Genomic DNA, 13,902 nt, shown 5'->3' on the forward strand with positions numbered 1-13,902 from the left:
ATGGCAAGAGATCTTAAATTCACAAGAAATATCGGTATTGCTGCTCACATTGATGCAGGTAAAACCACCACTACAGAAAGAATTTTGTTTTACACAGGTAAAACACATAAAATTGGTGAAACTCACGAAGGTGCATCTCAGATGGACTGGATGGAGCAAGAAGCTGAAAGAGGGATTACCATTACCTCTGCTGCTACAACTTGTTCTTGGAATTTCCCAACAGACCAAGGTAAATCTTTACCAGATACTAAGCCGTATCACTTCAACATCATCGATACACCGGGACACGTTGACTTTACCGTAGAGGTAAACCGTTCTCTAAGAGTATTGGATGGTCTTGTTTTCTTATTCTCTGCAGTTGACGGAGTAGAGCCACAATCCGAAACCAACTGGAGATTGGCGGATAACTACAAAGTTGCCAGAATGGGATTCGTAAACAAAATGGACAGATCCGGAGCTGATTTCTTAAAGGTTGTAAACCAAGTAAAAGAAATGCTAGGTTCTAACGCAGTGCCTATCGTACTTCCTATCGGTTCTGAAGAAGACTTCAAAGGAGTGGTAGATTTGATTAAGAACAGAGCTATCGTTTGGGACGAAGCCGGTCAAGGTCAAACTTTCGAAGTAGTTCCAATCCCTGAAGATATGAAGGATGAAGTATTGGAATACAGAGAAAAATTGGTAGAAGCCGTAGCGGACTACGATGAAACTTTGATGGAGAAATTCTTCGAAGATCCAGATTCAATTTCTGAAGAAGAAATCAACGAAGCACTTAGAAAAGCAACCATCGATCTATCCATCATCCCAATGACTTGTGGTTCTTCTTTCAAAAACAAAGGAGTACAATTCATGCTAGATGCTGTATGTAAATACCTTCCTTCTCCAATGGATAAAGAAAGTATTAAAGGTACAGATCCTCATACAGATGCAGACATCGAAAGAAAACCAGATGTAAAAGAGCCTTTCTCTGCTCTTGCTTTCAAAATCGCTACTGACCCATTCGTAGGTCGTTTGGCTTTCTTTAGAGCATATTCTGGTAGACTGGATGCTGGTTCTTATGTAATGAATACAAGATCTGGAAACAAAGAAAGAATTTCTAGAATCTATCAAATGCACGCCAACAAACAAAATCCAGTTGAGTACATCGAGGCTGGAGATATCGGTGCTGCTGTAGGTTTTAAAGATATTAAAACAGGAGATACGCTTTGCGACGAGAAAAACCAAATCGTATTGGAATCTATGATCTTCCCAGATCCGGTAATCGGTATCGCAGTTGAGCCTAAAACTAAGGCCGACCAAGATAAAATGGGTAACGCTCTTGCTAAATTGGCAGAAGAAGATCCTACTTTCCAAGTGAAAACCGATGAGGCTTCTGGTCAAACCATCATCTCCGGAATGGGTGAGCTTCACTTGGACATCATCGTAGATCGTATGAGAAGAGAGTTTAAAGTAGAAGTTAACCAAGGTCAACCTCAGGTAGAGTACAAAGAAGCTCTTACTGCAGTTGCTAACCACAGAGAAGTTTACAAAAAACAATCCGGTGGTCGTGGTAAATTCGCAGACATCGTATTCGAAATCGGTCCTGCTGACGAAGGTAAAACCGGTCTTGAATTCGTGAACGAAATCAAAGGTGGTAACATTCCTAAAGAATTTATCCCTTCGGTTGAAAAAGGTTTCAAAGAATCTATGAAAAACGGTCCATTGGCTGGTTTCGAAGTAGAAGCTATGAAAGTTACCTTGAAAGATGGATCTTTCCACGCGGTGGACTCCGATCAGTTGTCTTTCGAATTGGCTGCTAAAATGGGATTCAAAGAATCCGGTAAGAAGGCCAAAGCAGTTATCATGGAACCAATCATGAAATTGGAAGTGGTAACTCCGGAAGAATACATGGGAGATATCGTAGGTGACCTTAACAGAAGAAGAGGTACCATCAACGGTATGGACGATAGAAATAACGCAAAAGTAATCAAAGCTTTTGTTCCTCTATCCGAAATGTTTGGTTATGTAACTTCACTTAGAACACTTTCTTCTGGTAGAGCTACCTCTTCCATGGAGTTTGAAAAATATGAAGCTGCACCTCAAAATGTCGCTGAAGATGTAATTACTAAAGCGAAAGGTTAATCTTTAAAATTTTAGAAATGTCACAAAGAATCAGAATAAAACTAAAATCTTACGATTACAATTTGGTAGATAAATCTGCTGAGAAAATCGTAAAAACTGTAAAGGCAACCGGAGCTGTAGTAAACGGACCAATCCCATTGCCAACCCACAAGAGAATCTTTACTGTACTAAGATCTCCGCATGTTAACAAGAAAGCAAGAGAGCAGTTCCAATTATCAGCTCACAAGAGATTGATGGACATCTACTCTTCTTCTTCCAAAACGGTTGATGCTCTAATGAAGTTAGAACTTCCTTCTGGTGTAGAAGTAGAAATCAAAGTGTGATAACCAGGGCTTAGGCCTTAACAAAGCATTTTGCTAGTATATGAACTCCCTTTTCTTAATTGAAAAGGGAATTTTTATTTTCATAAAAGTGTTAAATTCTGTTAAATTCAATTGTTTTTCACACAAAAACTTGCACAGTTTTAGTTTTAGTTTTAGTTTTAGTTTTAGTTTTAGTAGCACTAATTAAAAAAAATCGAATATGAAAAAGTTTGTTTTGTATTTTTCATTGGTGCTACTATTTATAAATTGTAGTACTAATTCTGTAGAAGAAATTTCAGATGGTATTCCAAACGAAATTTCGATGTATAGAACGATGAGTAATCAGTCTGAAAATGCTTTGAATTACGAAGTAAGCGACGAACAATTTGTTTTGAGGCTTTATTCTGATATTGATGGAAGTGAATTTAAAAGTATAGTAGAGGTTTTGTCTGTTGTTAATGATAGTGCAAAACTTTTTGAATTAGATTATACTTTTGACACTTCTGAAACCCATTGGAAAATTAAGCAAAAAGAAAGAGTTCTTGCATTAGCAGACAATTTGCGAGAAAAAAATATTGATATTGGAGTTTTAAGAGATTTGTCCGAATTTATTGATGGGTATGTTCTGGCGATATATCAAAAGTCTGTTGTTGATGGAGGAAAAAATGTTGATTTATTTTCATCTATATATTATTATCAATCAAGTATTGATGCCCTAGTGAGAGCAGAAAATTCAAATAGTCCTTTAAATGGAACCCTACACCCTGGTTTTTTAGCAGGCAAAGATTTTTTTGTGTTTCAAGAGGATCAGTTCATTGACTTAAGTTTAGTTGATTTGAGCACACTTAATAATTATATTCATAGCACTAAAGATGAAAATTTGAAAGAATTTATTAAAAGTAATAGTATGTCTAAAGTACCATTTACTGTAATAAATGAATTTTATGGTAGTGCGGCAGAATTTGAAAACTTTATTGAAAATGTTCAATACCAACCTATGGGGTGTTCCAGTTGGTGTTTTATTGGATGTGGATCAGATACGGGTTGCTGTGGAAATTATTCAGGATGTTGTGTTTATTCTTCTTTAGCGTGTTATGTTCATGATGTTCAATGTGCTTCTTGTATACCGCCTAAAGGACTTCCATCCTGGTATTGCGGACCTGGCTGTAAACCCGGTCTAGGAAAACCAGTTAAGATAATAACTAATATCATTTAAATTGATTAATAATGGAAAAGTTTCATAAAATTATCATAGTAGTAAGTTTGCTAGTTCTTATTAATATTATTTTGCAAGCGTATTATTTCTATCAAAATAAATTAGGAAATGAAATTGCAGATGCATTAATGCAAGCAATTACATTTCTTGCAAATTTTAATTTTATTACAGTTTTAATTCTACCCTTTTTATTAATGATTTATTCTATAATAGCAATGGTTCAAAAAAGAAAATATGGAATTATTTTACTCTTGATTAATATTTGTAATTGTGTGCTGATTTTTTTTACATAATTCATAAATAATAAAGCAAGAGAGCATTTCCAATTATCAGCTCACAAGAGATTGATGGACATCTACTCTTCTTCTTCCAAAACGGTTGATGCTCTAATGAAGTTAGAACTTCCATCTGGTGTAGAAGTAGAAATCAAAGTGTGATAACCAGGGCTTAGGCCTTAACAAAGCATTTTGCTAGTATATGAATTCCCTTTTCTTAATTGAAAAGGGAATTTTTATTTTCATAAAAGTGTTAAATTCTGCTAAATTCAATTGTTTCTAACACAAAAACTTGCACAGTTTTAGTTTTAGTTTTAGTTTTAGTTTTACCTCATTAACAAATAAAAACAAAAAGTTATGAGGAAATTATTTTTAGTAGCAGCCCTAGGAGTTGCTGGATTGATGAGTGCAAAAGAACAAATTGTAAAAAACATTTGTATGATAAGTTCTGAAAGCGTTATCGAATCAGAAAGCATGAATACATTGTTGGTAGAGGGGCATACTTGGATTGCAATTGATTCTGGCTGTGGACAACAGTATTTTTTGGATCTGAATCATTATTCTGATGATGTGGCAGGTTTGAAAGCATTTCAAGATGATATAGCTTTTTTTAGTGAGCAGAAATGTAGGGGAGCGCAGGCCGCCGCTAACCAACAATCCAGCAGTTTTGTTTAATTTCTGTATATCAATATATTAATAATCTAGTTTGTTTTTCATGAAATATAGTATTGTAATTTTTACTTTTATATCAACCTTATTACTTTCTCAAGAAGTCAAATTTTCTAAAGTATTTAAACTAAATAAGAATGATAATGCAAGTAAGCTGTTTGAAAACAGTGATATAAATATCTATTATGAATTCTCGAGTAATGATAAGGATAATTCATCAGGAAAAACATACAAATCCATCTGTGTTTTGCAAAAAGGACATAATTTTTCTAAGTTTGTAGATGTTGAAAAGCTTAAGTCGGACTCTCTAACCCAAGTGTTTTCGCAACAAGGTTACGCAGGTGCAAAAGAAGTTAACCAATTGCTTCGCCATAAGCCATTATGGTCTGGGATTGTTTTGAAAAAATCTAAAAATGATAGTTTAGTTAGGCAAAATTTAGTTGCAAGTAAGATTTGTCAATATGAAGAAATTCCGCCTCGTTTGGATTGGAAGCTTGTAAATGAAACAAAAGATGTTCTTGGATATCCGTGTAGAAAAGCAACAGTAACCTATCGAGGAAGGTATTATACAGCATGGTACACTAATAAACTTGCTTTAAATGACGGTCCATATATTTTTAAAGGTCTTCCTGGTTTAATTCTGGAGATTGAAGACGCAGACCAATATATTCATTTTAAAGCCATAGGAATTGATAAAAAGGCTACGATGATTTTTCTAGATAATTCCAGTATATTAATAAAAACAACAAGAGAAAAATGTCGCAAATTTCAGGAAAACTATTTTTATAATCCGGGTGCATTTACGCAGGGTAAAGCATATAATGTAGATGGTACTCTTTTTGTCCCAAGGGCAATAACGGATAAAAAATACAATCCAGTGGAATTGGAATAGAAAATTGATTTTTTTATATTTGAAAAATCTCCTTGCAGGTCGAGGAGATTTTTTCATTAAAATGTTAAACTTTGTTAAAGTCCATCGTTTTTCACACAAAAACTTGCACAGTTTTAGTTTTAGTTTTACCTCATTAACAAATAAAAACAAAAAGTTATGAGGAAATTATTTTTAGTTGCAGCCCTAGGAGTTGCTGGATTGATGAGTGCAAAAGAGAAAAGTACTTTATTGTTACCCAAAAACTTTTCGGTATCAAACACTCAATTAAAATTAAATAAATTAGCACCACCATTAGAAGGTAGATATATTCGGGTTACCATAAAAACAACATGTGGTAAAGAGTTTTCACAGATAATGTGGTTCGATACCGATCCGGATCAAGCGTATTATGAGTATTTAGGAAATATGATAAATTTTTCTCTTTGTGGTCCCGTAGATGAAGATATAGTATGGGATATCAATTAAAATATATATGTACAAAATTGTTTTATTATTTCTTTTTTTTAGTTTAAACTTTGTAGTTGGGCAGGGTTTTCAATCAGAATTTAGGGCGAATTACAGAATGACCTACATCTTAGACTCCTTAACTAGAAAGGCTAAAGTTGAAGATTTTAAACTGTTTTTTAATAGAAATCAGTCGTATTTTTTGTCCGATAAAAGTATTCTTTCAGACTTTTATGAAGTTAAAGGTGAAGTGTTAGACATGAAGCAGTTGCAAAGTAAAAGAACACTGTTTTTAGATCGGATTAGCTATGATGCTACCAAAAAAGATTTTTCAGTTTATTTGAACGAAGGTAAAACATACTATAAATATAAACAAAATGCTGAGCTGATTTGGAATATTACAAACGAAACCAAAACCATTAATAATATCGTGTGTAAAAAAGCAACCACTGCAGCTTTTGGGAGAAAATGGATTGCTTATTTTTCTACCGATTATACTTTTCCATTTGGCCCTTTCAAAATAAATGGACTTCCTGGACTTATAGTTTCTGTCGAAGACGATAGAAAAACCATTCGTTTTGTGTTGGATGAAATTGAAAAGCATCATAAGTTTATCCAAATTCCATCAAATGTCAAAGCGGTTTCCAAAGAGCAGTATTTTAAGTTGTATGATAATTTGGTATTCAATCTTAGCATTCTTAACCATGTTACTTTTGTTGAAGATCCGAGTTTTAAACAAAAATTAATCAATTCTGTCATGGAGAGAAAACGGATGATGAACAATTTCCCAATGGATCTGGATATGAAATCCATTATGAAATAATCCCCCAATCAATATTCAATATCGAGTTATGGCCATTTGTAATGAATGGTCTTTTTTTTCTTTAAACCCCTCATTTTCAAATTATTTTTCAAGAAAATTTGCAGTTTACAAAAATCTTCATATATTTGCACACTCATTTTAGGGGTATGGTGTGCCTAATTCAACCTTAGAAATCACGAATGACTTCAGAGAAATGAGCATTAAAAAGATAAATTTTATATATATTTTATAAACAATGTCAGGTATTATTGGAAAAAAAATCGGTATGACATCTTTGTTTGACGAAAACGGGAAGAATATTCCTTGTACCGTTATTCAAGCTGGTCCATGCTCGGTTTTACAGGTCAGAACCGAAGAGGTTGACGGATATGTTGCCGTACAACTAGGTTTCGATGACAAGAGTGAGAAGAATGTCGGTAAGGCATTAGCCGGTCATTTCAAAAAGGCTGGTTCAACTCCTAAAGCGAAATTGGTAGAATTCCACCACGGATTCGAAGATTTGAAATTAGGTGATGAAGTAACTGTTAATTTATTCACAGAAGGTGAGTATATTGATGTAACTGGAACTTCAAAAGGTAAAGGTTTCCAAGGGGTTGTGAAAAGACATAACTTCGGTGGGGTAATGCAAGCTACACACGGTCAGCACAACAGACTTAGAGCTCCAGGTTCTATCGGTGCAGGATCCGATCCTTCTAGAGTATTCAAAGGAATGAGAATGGCAGGAAGAATGGGTGGTAAGCAAGTTACCGTACAAAACCTTCAAGTGTTGAAAGTAGATGAGGAACAAAATCTTTTAGTAGTAAAAGGGGCTATTCCTGGGGCTAAAAATTCATATGTAATTGTAAGAAGATGGAACTAGTAGTATTAAATACCTTAGGAAAAGAAACCGGAAGAAAAGTTTCGTTAGATGCATCTGTATTCGGAATTGAGCCTAACCAACACGCGGTTTATTTAGAAGTAAAACAATTCCTTGCTGCACAAAGACAAGGGACGCATAAGTCAAAAGAAAGAAGCGAAATTACCGCTTCTACTAAAAAACTTAAGAAGCAAAAAGGATCTGGATCTGCAAGATACGGGGATATCAAATCTCCAACTTTCAGAGGTGGAGGTAGAGTTTTCGGTCCAAAGCCAAGAGACTACAGATTCAAATTGAACAAAGCGCTTAAGAGATTGGCTAAAAAATCTGTTCTTTCTCAAAAAATGAGAGACAACAGCATCAAAGTGATGGAAGATATGAGCATGAACGCTCCAAAAACCAAAGAATTCATCAGCGTATTGAACGCATTGGAACTAAACGGTAAAAAAGCGTTGTTCATCTTAGCTGAAGCCAATCAGAATGTATATCTTTCTTCAAGAAACTTGCCTAAGACAAGAGTATTGAATTATAACGAAATTTCTTCTTATGATTTGGTAAACGCAGGTGAGATCGTATTCTTCGAAGGAGCAGTAGATAAATTCACAGAAATCTTAAAAAAATAAATCATGTCAGTAATCATCAAACCGGTAATTTCAGAAAAAGCAAACTACCTTACAGATTTGAGAGGGACTTATAGCTTCTTGGTAAACACGAAAGCCAATAAAATCCAAATCAAAAATGCGGTAGAAGCAGCTTATGGTGTTAAGGTAGCGGATGTAAACACTATGGTTTATGCACCAAAGGTTTCTTCGAAATACACCAAAAAAGGACTTCAAGTTGGTAAAACAAACAAATTGAAAAAAGCAGTCGTAAAACTTAACGAAGGAGAAGTTATCGACATCTTTGCAGTATAAAAGTGCTTGGCTTTTAGTTTTTTGCTAAAAGCCATTAGCCATTATCCATTAATAACAAGTATAATATAAACAATAGTAATGTCTGTTAGAAAATTAAAACCTATCACCCCGGGACAGAGATTCAGAGTTGTAAATAACTTTGAAGAAATTACTACCAACAAACCAGAGAAATCTCTAACCGTTGGTATTAGTAAGTCAGGTGGGCGTAACCAAACTGGTAAAATGACCATGCGTTACACCGGAGGTGGACACAAAAAGAAATACAGAATCATCGACTTCAAAAGAAACAAAGCAAATGTTGAAGCGACTGTAAAAACTGTAGAGTACGATCCAAACAGAACTGCATTCATCGCATTAGTAGAGTATGCAGACGGAGAGAAGAGATACATCATCGCTCCAAACGGAATTAAAGTAGATCAGAAAATCGTTTCCGGCGATAGCGTAGAGCCGAATGTAGGAAACGCAATGAAATTGAAAAACATTCCTTTGGGTACCGTAATTTCTTGTATCGAACTAAAGCCTGGTCAAGGTGCTATCCTAGCTAGAAGTGCAGGATCTTCTGCTCAATTAACTTCTAGAGATGGTAAGTATGCGATCATTAAATTGCCTTCTGGAGAATCTAGAATGATCCTTACAGAATGTATGGCAATGATCGGATCTGTATCTAACTCTGATCACCAACTTACCGTATCCGGTAAAGCAGGTAGAAGCAGATGGTTAGGTAGAAGACCAAGAACCAGAGCCGTAGTAATGAACCCAGTAGATCACCCAATGGGTGGTGGTGAAGGTAGATCTTCAGGAGGTCACCCAAGATCCAGAAATGGTAAACCAGCAAAAGGTTACAAAACAAGAAAGAAAAACAAAGCGTCTAACCGTTATATCGTATCTAAAAGAAAATAATTATGGCAAGATCACTTAAGAAAGGACCTTTCATTCATCATTCTTTAGATAAGAAGGTTCAGGCAAATATTGCATCAGACAAAAAGACTGTTATCAAAACTTGGTCCAGAGCATCAATGATTTCTCCGGACTTCGTAGGACAAACCATCGCAGTACACAACGGGAAATCTTTTATCCCAGTTTATGTAACAGAAAACATGGTAGGTCACAAGTTAGGCGAATTTTCTCCGACAAGATCTTTCAGAGGTCACGGTGGTAACAAAAATAAAGGAAGTAGATAATTATGGGAACAAGAAAACAAGATAGCGCACTCGCTAGAAAGGAAGCAAACAGAGATGTTGTAAAAGCTAAACTTAACGATTGTCCTTCTTCTCCTAGAAAAATGAGATTGGTTGCCGATATCATCCGTGGAGAAGGTGTAGCAAAAGCTCTTTATATCCTTAAGTACTCTAAAAAAGATGCTTCTAACAAGTTAGAAAAACTTCTTCTTTCTGCTATGGCGAACTGGCAAACAAAGAACGAAGGAAAGGATATCGAAGAAGCTAACCTAATCGTTAAAGAAATTTTCGTGGATAGCGCAAGACAATTGAAGAGACTAAGACCAGCACCACAAGGTAGAGGGTACAGAATCAGAAAAAGATCTAACCACGTTACAATCATTTTAGACTCTAAAGATAACAAATAATTCAAGGTATGGGACAGAAGACAAATCCAATTGGAAACAGATTAGGAATCATCAGAGGTTGGGATTCTAACTGGTTTGGTGGAAACGATTACGGTGACCGTATCGCTGAAGACTACAAAATCAGAAGATATCTTGAAGCTAGATTATCTAAAGGAGGTATCTCAAGAATCTACATCGAGAGAACACTAAAATTAGTAACAGTAACCATCACAACTGCAAGACCTGGTTTGATCATCGGGAAAGGCGGTCAAGAGGTTGATAAATTAAAAGAAGAGTTGAAAAAACTTACTGGTAAAGAAGTTCAAATCAACATCTTCGAAATCAAAAGACCAGAACTAGACGCTATCTTAGTAGCTCAAAGTATTGCAAAGCAAATTGAAAACAGAATTTCTTACAGAAGAGCTGTTAAAATGGCAATCGCATCTACAATGAGAATGGGAGCTGAAGGGATCAAAGTAATGATCTCAGGTCGTTTGAACGGTGCTGAAATGGCAAGAAGCGAGTCTTTCAAAGAAGGAAGAATCCCATTGTCAACTTTCAGAGCTGATATCGATTACCACTGGGCAGAAGCTCATACTGCTTACGGAAGATTAGGTGTAAAAGTTTGGATTATGAAAGGAGAAGTGTACGGTAAAAGAGACCTTACTCCACTAGTAGGACAACAACAAAAAAAATCACCAGCCGGAGGTAGAAACGAAAGAAGTGGTGACAGAAAACCAAGAAGAAATAACAATAATTAATCAGAAGTTAGAAACGAGAAATTAGAAATTAGAACTTCCGTTACAAGAACTGATTTAAAATTTATCTAAACATCTAACATCTAACATCTAACATCTAAAAATTATGTTACAACCAAAAAGAGTAAAGTTTCGTCGTGTTCATAAAATGAAGATGAAAGGAAATGCGCAAAGAGGATCTCAACTTGCGTACGGTACTTTCGGAATCAAAGCGATTGACGGAGCTTGGATTACAGCAAGACAAATCGAGGCGGCTCGTATTGCTGCAACCAGATATATGAAAAGAGAAGGTCAACTATGGATCAAAATATTCCCAGATAAACCAATCACCAAAAAACCAGCCGAAGTAAGGATGGGTAAAGGTAAAGGTGCTGTAGAATATTGGGTAGCTGTAGTAAAACCTGGAAAAGTAATGTTCGAAGTAGGTGGAGTACCTTACGAAGTAGCTAAAGAAGCTCTTCGTCTTGCCGCTCAAAAACTACCAATCGTAACGAAATTTGTAGTAGCTAACGATTTTGTTAAACCTCTTTAATCTTTTATAAAATGAAACAAGCTGATATCAAAAATTTAAGCGTTGAGGATTTAAAAGTACAATTAGCTGAAGCTAAAGTAAACTATAACAAGTTGAAATTGGCTCACAAAATCAGCCCAATTGAAAATCCTATCCAAGTTAGAGATTTAAGAAGAGCAATCGCTAGACTTAATACAGAATTAACCGCAAAACAACAATAATTTCGTTTTATTATGGAAAGAAATTTAAGAAAAGAAAGAATCGGAATCGTTTCCAGCAATAAAATGGAAAAGACCATTGTTGTAAGCGAAACTACAAGAATCAAGCACCCAATGTACGGTAAGTTCGTTTTGAAAACGAAAAAATATACCGCTCACGACGAGAAAAATGAGTGCCAAGAAGGGGATAGAGTTCTTATCCAAGAAACTAGACCAATGAGTAAGAGTAAGAGATGGAGATTAGTAAGAATCATTGAAAAAGCTAAATAATAATGTTACAAACAGAATCAAGACTAAAAGTAGCTGATAACACTGGTGCTAAAGAAGTATTGGTAATCAGAGTTCTAGGAGGAACAAGAAGAAGATATGCTTCAGTAGGTGATAAAATCGTTGTAACCATCAAAGAATCATCACCATCTGGTAATGCAAAAAAAGGACAAGTTTCTAAAGCAGTAGTGGTAAGAACTAAAAAAGCAGTTAGAAGAAAAGACGGTTCTTATATCAAGTTTGATGACAATGCATGTGTATTGCTTAACGCAAACGGTGATATGAGAGGTACTCGTGTTTTCGGACCAGTTGCTCGTGAGCTTAGAGACAAAGAATACATGAAAGTCATTTCATTAGCTCCAGAAGTACTTTAATTTTTAAAATTTAGAAAAGATGACAAAAGTTAAAATAAAAAGAGGAGATAGCGTAATCGTTACTACCGGTAAAAACAAAGGAAGTAAAGGTGAAGTACTAGAAGTGATTAAAAAAGAAGGTAAAGATCCAAGAGTGATCGTAGCTGGTGTTAATGTTGTGAAAAAACACACAAAACCATCTGCTTCTAATCCTCAAGGTGGTATTGTAGAGAAAGAAGCTTCTATCCATATTTCCAATGTATCTCTTATGGATGCAAACGGAAAAGCTACTAAAGTAGGTTACCAAATGGAAGGAGACAAGAAAGTAAGAGTTGCTAAAACCACCGGAAAAACTTTATAATTTAAAAAGAACATGGAATATATAGCAAGACCCAAGAAAGACTATAAAGAAAAAGTTGTTCCTGCAATGATGGAAGAATTTGGGTACAAGTCAGTAATGCAAGTACCTAAATTGTTGAAAATCGTTATTTCCCAAGGTTTAGGAGCTGCAACTGCCGACAAAAAAATCGTTGATTACGCTGTTGAAGAATTAACAGCAATTACCGGTCAAAAAGCAGTTGGTACAATTTCTAAGAAAGACGAAGCAGCTTTCAAACTAAGAAAAGGAATGCCAGTAGGAGCAAGAGTTACTCTAAGAGACAACAAAATGTATGAATTCTTAGATCGTTTAACTTCTTCAGCTTTGCCAAGAATCAGAGATTTCTCTGGTATCAAAGCTGACGGTTTCGACGGTAGAGGTAACTATAACTTAGGTATTACAGAACAGATCATTTTCCCAGAAATCGTTATCGACAAAGTGAAAAAAATCCAAGGGATGGACATTACCTTCGTAACTTCTGCTAACACAGACAAAGAAGCTAAAGCATTATTAACTCACTTCGGTTTACCGTTCAAAAAGAACTAAGACATGGCTAAAGAATCAATGAAAGCGCGTGAGCGCAAAAGAGAAGCACTAGTTGCTAAATATGCTGCTAAAAGACAAGCTCTAAAAGAAGCTGGTGATTACGAAGCATTGCAACATTTGCCAAAAAATGCTTCTCCTGTAAGATTGCATAACAGATGCAAACTAACAGGAAGACCAAGAGGATACATGAGAACTTTCGGTATCTCCAGAGTAACTTTCCGTGAAATGGCTAACAACGGTCTTATCCCAGGAGTTAAAAAAGCAAGTTGGTAACAATTTGAATAATCGAGACAACACAGTTGCTTATAGCAGTTAGCTATACCCTATAGCTAACTGCCATTTGCAATACTAGTTGTCATTAACCAATAATAACAAAAAAGAAAAATGGTAACAGATCCAATTTCAGATTTCCTAACTAGAGTAAGGAACGCACAAAGCGCAGGCCACAAAGTGGTGGAAATTCCTGCATCGAAAATCAAAAAAGAGATTACTAAAATCCTTTTCGACCAAGGGTTTATCTTGAACTACAAGTTCGAAGATAACTCCGTACAAGGTTCAATCAAAATCGCTTTGAAATACGATAAGCAAACCAACAAACCAGCGATCAAATTGATCCAAAGAGCTTCTAAGCCAGGTTTGAGATATTATGCAGGATCAGCAGATCTTCCAAGAGTATTGAACGGTTTGGGTATCGCAATCATCTCTACATCTAAAGGTGTAATGACGGATAAGAAAGCTAGAGAAGAGAAAGTAGGTGGAGAAGTAATCTGCTATATTTATTAATTTTTAATCAAAGG

Annotated in this window: 23 protein-coding genes and 1 pseudogene; all 24 read left to right on the forward strand. The window is 35.4% G+C overall.

Annotated elements, in window-relative coordinates:
- The 24 genes and pseudogenes from fusA (at window position 1) to rpsH (ending at window position 13,888) form a co-directional block, all read left to right on the forward strand.
- Entirely contained in the window at window positions 1-2,118 is a 2,118-nt protein-coding gene (gene fusA, locus EIY84_RS05430) for an elongation factor G (protein ID WP_124640982.1), read from the forward strand.
- A 17-nt stretch (window positions 2,119-2,135) separates the two neighbouring features.
- Entirely contained in the window at window positions 2,136-2,441 is a 306-nt protein-coding gene (rpsJ, locus tag EIY84_RS05435; protein ID WP_124640984.1) for a 30S ribosomal protein S10, read from the forward strand.
- Between the two features lie 199 nt (window positions 2,442-2,640).
- A complete protein-coding gene (locus EIY84_RS05440; RefSeq protein WP_124640986.1) occupies window positions 2,641-3,636 on the forward strand; it encodes a hypothetical protein in 996 nt (331 codons plus the stop codon).
- Window positions 3,637-3,647: 11 nt separating this feature from the next.
- Window positions 3,648-3,929, forward strand: coding sequence for a hypothetical protein (locus tag EIY84_RS05445; protein ID WP_124640988.1), 282 nt, complete (start codon window positions 3,648-3,650; stop codon window positions 3,927-3,929).
- Window positions 3,930-4,073 (forward strand): annotated as a pseudogene (locus EIY84_RS05450) (30S ribosomal protein S10); the annotation flags it as partial.
- 195 nt (window positions 4,074-4,268) lie between these two features.
- Complete coding sequence (locus EIY84_RS05455) at window positions 4,269-4,586, forward strand: hypothetical protein (protein ID WP_124640992.1); 318 nt, start codon at window positions 4,269-4,271, stop codon at window positions 4,584-4,586.
- A gap of 40 nt (window positions 4,587-4,626) precedes the next feature.
- Window positions 4,627-5,472 (forward strand): GLPGLI family protein, encoded by an 846-nt coding sequence (locus EIY84_RS05460; protein WP_124640994.1) that lies wholly within the window; start codon window positions 4,627-4,629, stop codon window positions 5,470-5,472.
- Window positions 5,473-5,628: 156 nt separating this feature from the next.
- Complete coding sequence (locus tag EIY84_RS05465; protein WP_124640996.1) at window positions 5,629-5,937, forward strand: hypothetical protein; 309 nt, start codon at window positions 5,629-5,631, stop codon at window positions 5,935-5,937.
- Between the two features lie 7 nt (window positions 5,938-5,944).
- Window positions 5,945-6,739: a GLPGLI family protein gene (locus EIY84_RS05470; protein WP_124640998.1), complete on the forward strand. Its 795-nt coding sequence runs from the start codon at window positions 5,945-5,947 to the stop codon at window positions 6,737-6,739.
- A gap of 235 nt (window positions 6,740-6,974) precedes the next feature.
- Window positions 6,975-7,598 carry a 50S ribosomal protein L3 gene (gene rplC, locus EIY84_RS05475; protein ID WP_124641000.1) on the forward strand — a complete coding sequence of 208 codons (624 nt, stop codon included), beginning with the start codon at window positions 6,975-6,977 and terminating at the stop codon, window positions 7,596-7,598.
- Window positions 7,589-8,218: a 50S ribosomal protein L4 gene (rplD, locus tag EIY84_RS05480; RefSeq protein ID WP_124641002.1), complete on the forward strand. Its 630-nt coding sequence runs from the start codon at window positions 7,589-7,591 to the stop codon at window positions 8,216-8,218. Before rplC ends, rplD begins: the two co-directional genes overlap by 10 nt.
- 3 nt (window positions 8,219-8,221) lie before the next feature.
- Window positions 8,222-8,509, forward strand: a complete 288-nt coding sequence (gene rplW, locus EIY84_RS05485; protein ID WP_124641004.1) for a 50S ribosomal protein L23 — start codon at window positions 8,222-8,224, stop codon at window positions 8,507-8,509.
- A 78-nt stretch (window positions 8,510-8,587) separates the two neighbouring features.
- Window positions 8,588-9,409, forward strand: coding sequence for a 50S ribosomal protein L2 (gene rplB, locus EIY84_RS05490; RefSeq protein WP_124641006.1), 822 nt, complete (start codon window positions 8,588-8,590; stop codon window positions 9,407-9,409).
- A gap of 2 nt (window positions 9,410-9,411) precedes the next feature.
- Complete coding sequence (rpsS, locus tag EIY84_RS05495) at window positions 9,412-9,690, forward strand: 30S ribosomal protein S19 (RefSeq protein ID WP_124641008.1); 279 nt, start codon at window positions 9,412-9,414, stop codon at window positions 9,688-9,690.
- Window positions 9,691-9,692: 2 nt separating this feature from the next.
- Window positions 9,693-10,094 (forward strand): 50S ribosomal protein L22, encoded by a 402-nt coding sequence (gene rplV, locus EIY84_RS05500; RefSeq protein WP_124641010.1) that lies wholly within the window; start codon window positions 9,693-9,695, stop codon window positions 10,092-10,094.
- A gap of 8 nt (window positions 10,095-10,102) precedes the next feature.
- On the forward strand, window positions 10,103-10,834 hold the full coding sequence (rpsC, locus tag EIY84_RS05505; RefSeq protein WP_124641012.1) for a 30S ribosomal protein S3: 732 nt from the start codon (window positions 10,103-10,105) through the stop codon (window positions 10,832-10,834).
- Between the two features lie 103 nt (window positions 10,835-10,937).
- Complete coding sequence (rplP, locus tag EIY84_RS05510; protein WP_124641014.1) at window positions 10,938-11,363, forward strand: 50S ribosomal protein L16; 426 nt, start codon at window positions 10,938-10,940, stop codon at window positions 11,361-11,363.
- A gap of 11 nt (window positions 11,364-11,374) precedes the next feature.
- On the forward strand, window positions 11,375-11,563 hold the full coding sequence (gene rpmC / locus EIY84_RS05515; protein ID WP_124641016.1) for a 50S ribosomal protein L29: 189 nt from the start codon (window positions 11,375-11,377) through the stop codon (window positions 11,561-11,563).
- A gap of 9 nt (window positions 11,564-11,572) precedes the next feature.
- Window positions 11,573-11,830: a 30S ribosomal protein S17 gene (gene rpsQ / locus EIY84_RS05520; RefSeq protein ID WP_124641018.1), complete on the forward strand. Its 258-nt coding sequence runs from the start codon at window positions 11,573-11,575 to the stop codon at window positions 11,828-11,830.
- A 2-nt stretch (window positions 11,831-11,832) separates the two neighbouring features.
- Window positions 11,833-12,201, forward strand: coding sequence for a 50S ribosomal protein L14 (gene rplN / locus EIY84_RS05525; RefSeq protein ID WP_124641020.1), 369 nt, complete (start codon window positions 11,833-11,835; stop codon window positions 12,199-12,201).
- Window positions 12,202-12,220: 19 nt separating this feature from the next.
- A complete protein-coding gene (rplX, locus tag EIY84_RS05530) occupies window positions 12,221-12,541 on the forward strand; it encodes a 50S ribosomal protein L24 (protein WP_124641022.1) in 321 nt (106 codons plus the stop codon).
- A 12-nt stretch (window positions 12,542-12,553) separates the two neighbouring features.
- Window positions 12,554-13,105 carry a 50S ribosomal protein L5 gene (gene rplE / locus EIY84_RS05535; RefSeq protein WP_124641024.1) on the forward strand — a complete coding sequence of 184 codons (552 nt, stop codon included), beginning with the start codon at window positions 12,554-12,556 and terminating at the stop codon, window positions 13,103-13,105.
- A gap of 3 nt (window positions 13,106-13,108) precedes the next feature.
- Window positions 13,109-13,378 (forward strand): 30S ribosomal protein S14, encoded by a 270-nt coding sequence (rpsN, locus tag EIY84_RS05540; RefSeq protein ID WP_124641026.1) that lies wholly within the window; start codon window positions 13,109-13,111, stop codon window positions 13,376-13,378.
- A gap of 111 nt (window positions 13,379-13,489) precedes the next feature.
- On the forward strand, window positions 13,490-13,888 hold the full coding sequence (rpsH, locus tag EIY84_RS05545) for a 30S ribosomal protein S8 (protein ID WP_124641028.1): 399 nt from the start codon (window positions 13,490-13,492) through the stop codon (window positions 13,886-13,888).
- The last annotated feature ends 14 nt before the right edge of the window (window positions 13,889-13,902 follow it).

It is taken from the genome of Amniculibacterium aquaticum, assembly GCF_003852705.1.
Classification (GTDB): domain Bacteria; phylum Bacteroidota; class Bacteroidia; order Flavobacteriales; family Weeksellaceae; genus Amniculibacterium; species Amniculibacterium aquaticum.

What these genes read in the sequence shown, in the direction of transcription:
- fusA (WP_124640982.1), top strand. Translation starts at nt 1, where the DNA reads ATGGCAAGAGATCTTAAATTCACAAGAAATATCGGTATTGCTGCTCAC.
- EIY84_RS05455 (WP_124640992.1), top strand. Translation starts at nt 4,269, where the DNA reads ATGAGGAAATTATTTTTAGTAGCAGCCCTAGGAGTTGCTGGATTGATG.
- rplE (WP_124641024.1), top strand. Translation starts at nt 12,554, where the DNA reads ATGGAATATATAGCAAGACCCAAGAAAGACTATAAAGAAAAAGTTGTT.
- rplD (WP_124641002.1), top strand. Translation starts at nt 7,589, where the DNA reads ATGGAACTAGTAGTATTAAATACCTTAGGAAAAGAAACCGGAAGAAAA.
- EIY84_RS05460 (WP_124640994.1), top strand. Translation starts at nt 4,627, where the DNA reads ATGAAATATAGTATTGTAATTTTTACTTTTATATCAACCTTATTACTT.
- EIY84_RS05445 (WP_124640988.1), top strand. Translation starts at nt 3,648, where the DNA reads ATGGAAAAGTTTCATAAAATTATCATAGTAGTAAGTTTGCTAGTTCTT.
- EIY84_RS05440 (WP_124640986.1), top strand. Translation starts at nt 2,641, where the DNA reads ATGAAAAAGTTTGTTTTGTATTTTTCATTGGTGCTACTATTTATAAAT.
- rpsC (WP_124641012.1), top strand. Translation starts at nt 10,103, where the DNA reads ATGGGACAGAAGACAAATCCAATTGGAAACAGATTAGGAATCATCAGA.
- rplN (WP_124641020.1), top strand. Translation starts at nt 11,833, where the DNA reads ATGTTACAAACAGAATCAAGACTAAAAGTAGCTGATAACACTGGTGCT.
- rpsN (WP_124641026.1), top strand. Translation starts at nt 13,109, where the DNA reads ATGGCTAAAGAATCAATGAAAGCGCGTGAGCGCAAAAGAGAAGCACTA.
- rpmC (WP_124641016.1), top strand. Translation starts at nt 11,375, where the DNA reads ATGAAACAAGCTGATATCAAAAATTTAAGCGTTGAGGATTTAAAAGTA.
- EIY84_RS05465 (WP_124640996.1), top strand. Translation starts at nt 5,629, where the DNA reads ATGAGGAAATTATTTTTAGTTGCAGCCCTAGGAGTTGCTGGATTGATG.
- rplB (WP_124641006.1), top strand. Translation starts at nt 8,588, where the DNA reads ATGTCTGTTAGAAAATTAAAACCTATCACCCCGGGACAGAGATTCAGA.
- EIY84_RS05470 (WP_124640998.1), top strand. Translation starts at nt 5,945, where the DNA reads ATGTACAAAATTGTTTTATTATTTCTTTTTTTTAGTTTAAACTTTGTA.
- rplX (WP_124641022.1), top strand. Translation starts at nt 12,221, where the DNA reads ATGACAAAAGTTAAAATAAAAAGAGGAGATAGCGTAATCGTTACTACC.
- rplW (WP_124641004.1), top strand. Translation starts at nt 8,222, where the DNA reads ATGTCAGTAATCATCAAACCGGTAATTTCAGAAAAAGCAAACTACCTT.
- rpsS (WP_124641008.1), top strand. Translation starts at nt 9,412, where the DNA reads ATGGCAAGATCACTTAAGAAAGGACCTTTCATTCATCATTCTTTAGAT.
- rpsH (WP_124641028.1), top strand. Translation starts at nt 13,490, where the DNA reads ATGGTAACAGATCCAATTTCAGATTTCCTAACTAGAGTAAGGAACGCA.
- rpsJ (WP_124640984.1), top strand. Translation starts at nt 2,136, where the DNA reads ATGTCACAAAGAATCAGAATAAAACTAAAATCTTACGATTACAATTTG.
- rplV (WP_124641010.1), top strand. Translation starts at nt 9,693, where the DNA reads ATGGGAACAAGAAAACAAGATAGCGCACTCGCTAGAAAGGAAGCAAAC.
- rplC (WP_124641000.1), top strand. Translation starts at nt 6,975, where the DNA reads ATGTCAGGTATTATTGGAAAAAAAATCGGTATGACATCTTTGTTTGAC.
- rplP (WP_124641014.1), top strand. Translation starts at nt 10,938, where the DNA reads ATGTTACAACCAAAAAGAGTAAAGTTTCGTCGTGTTCATAAAATGAAG.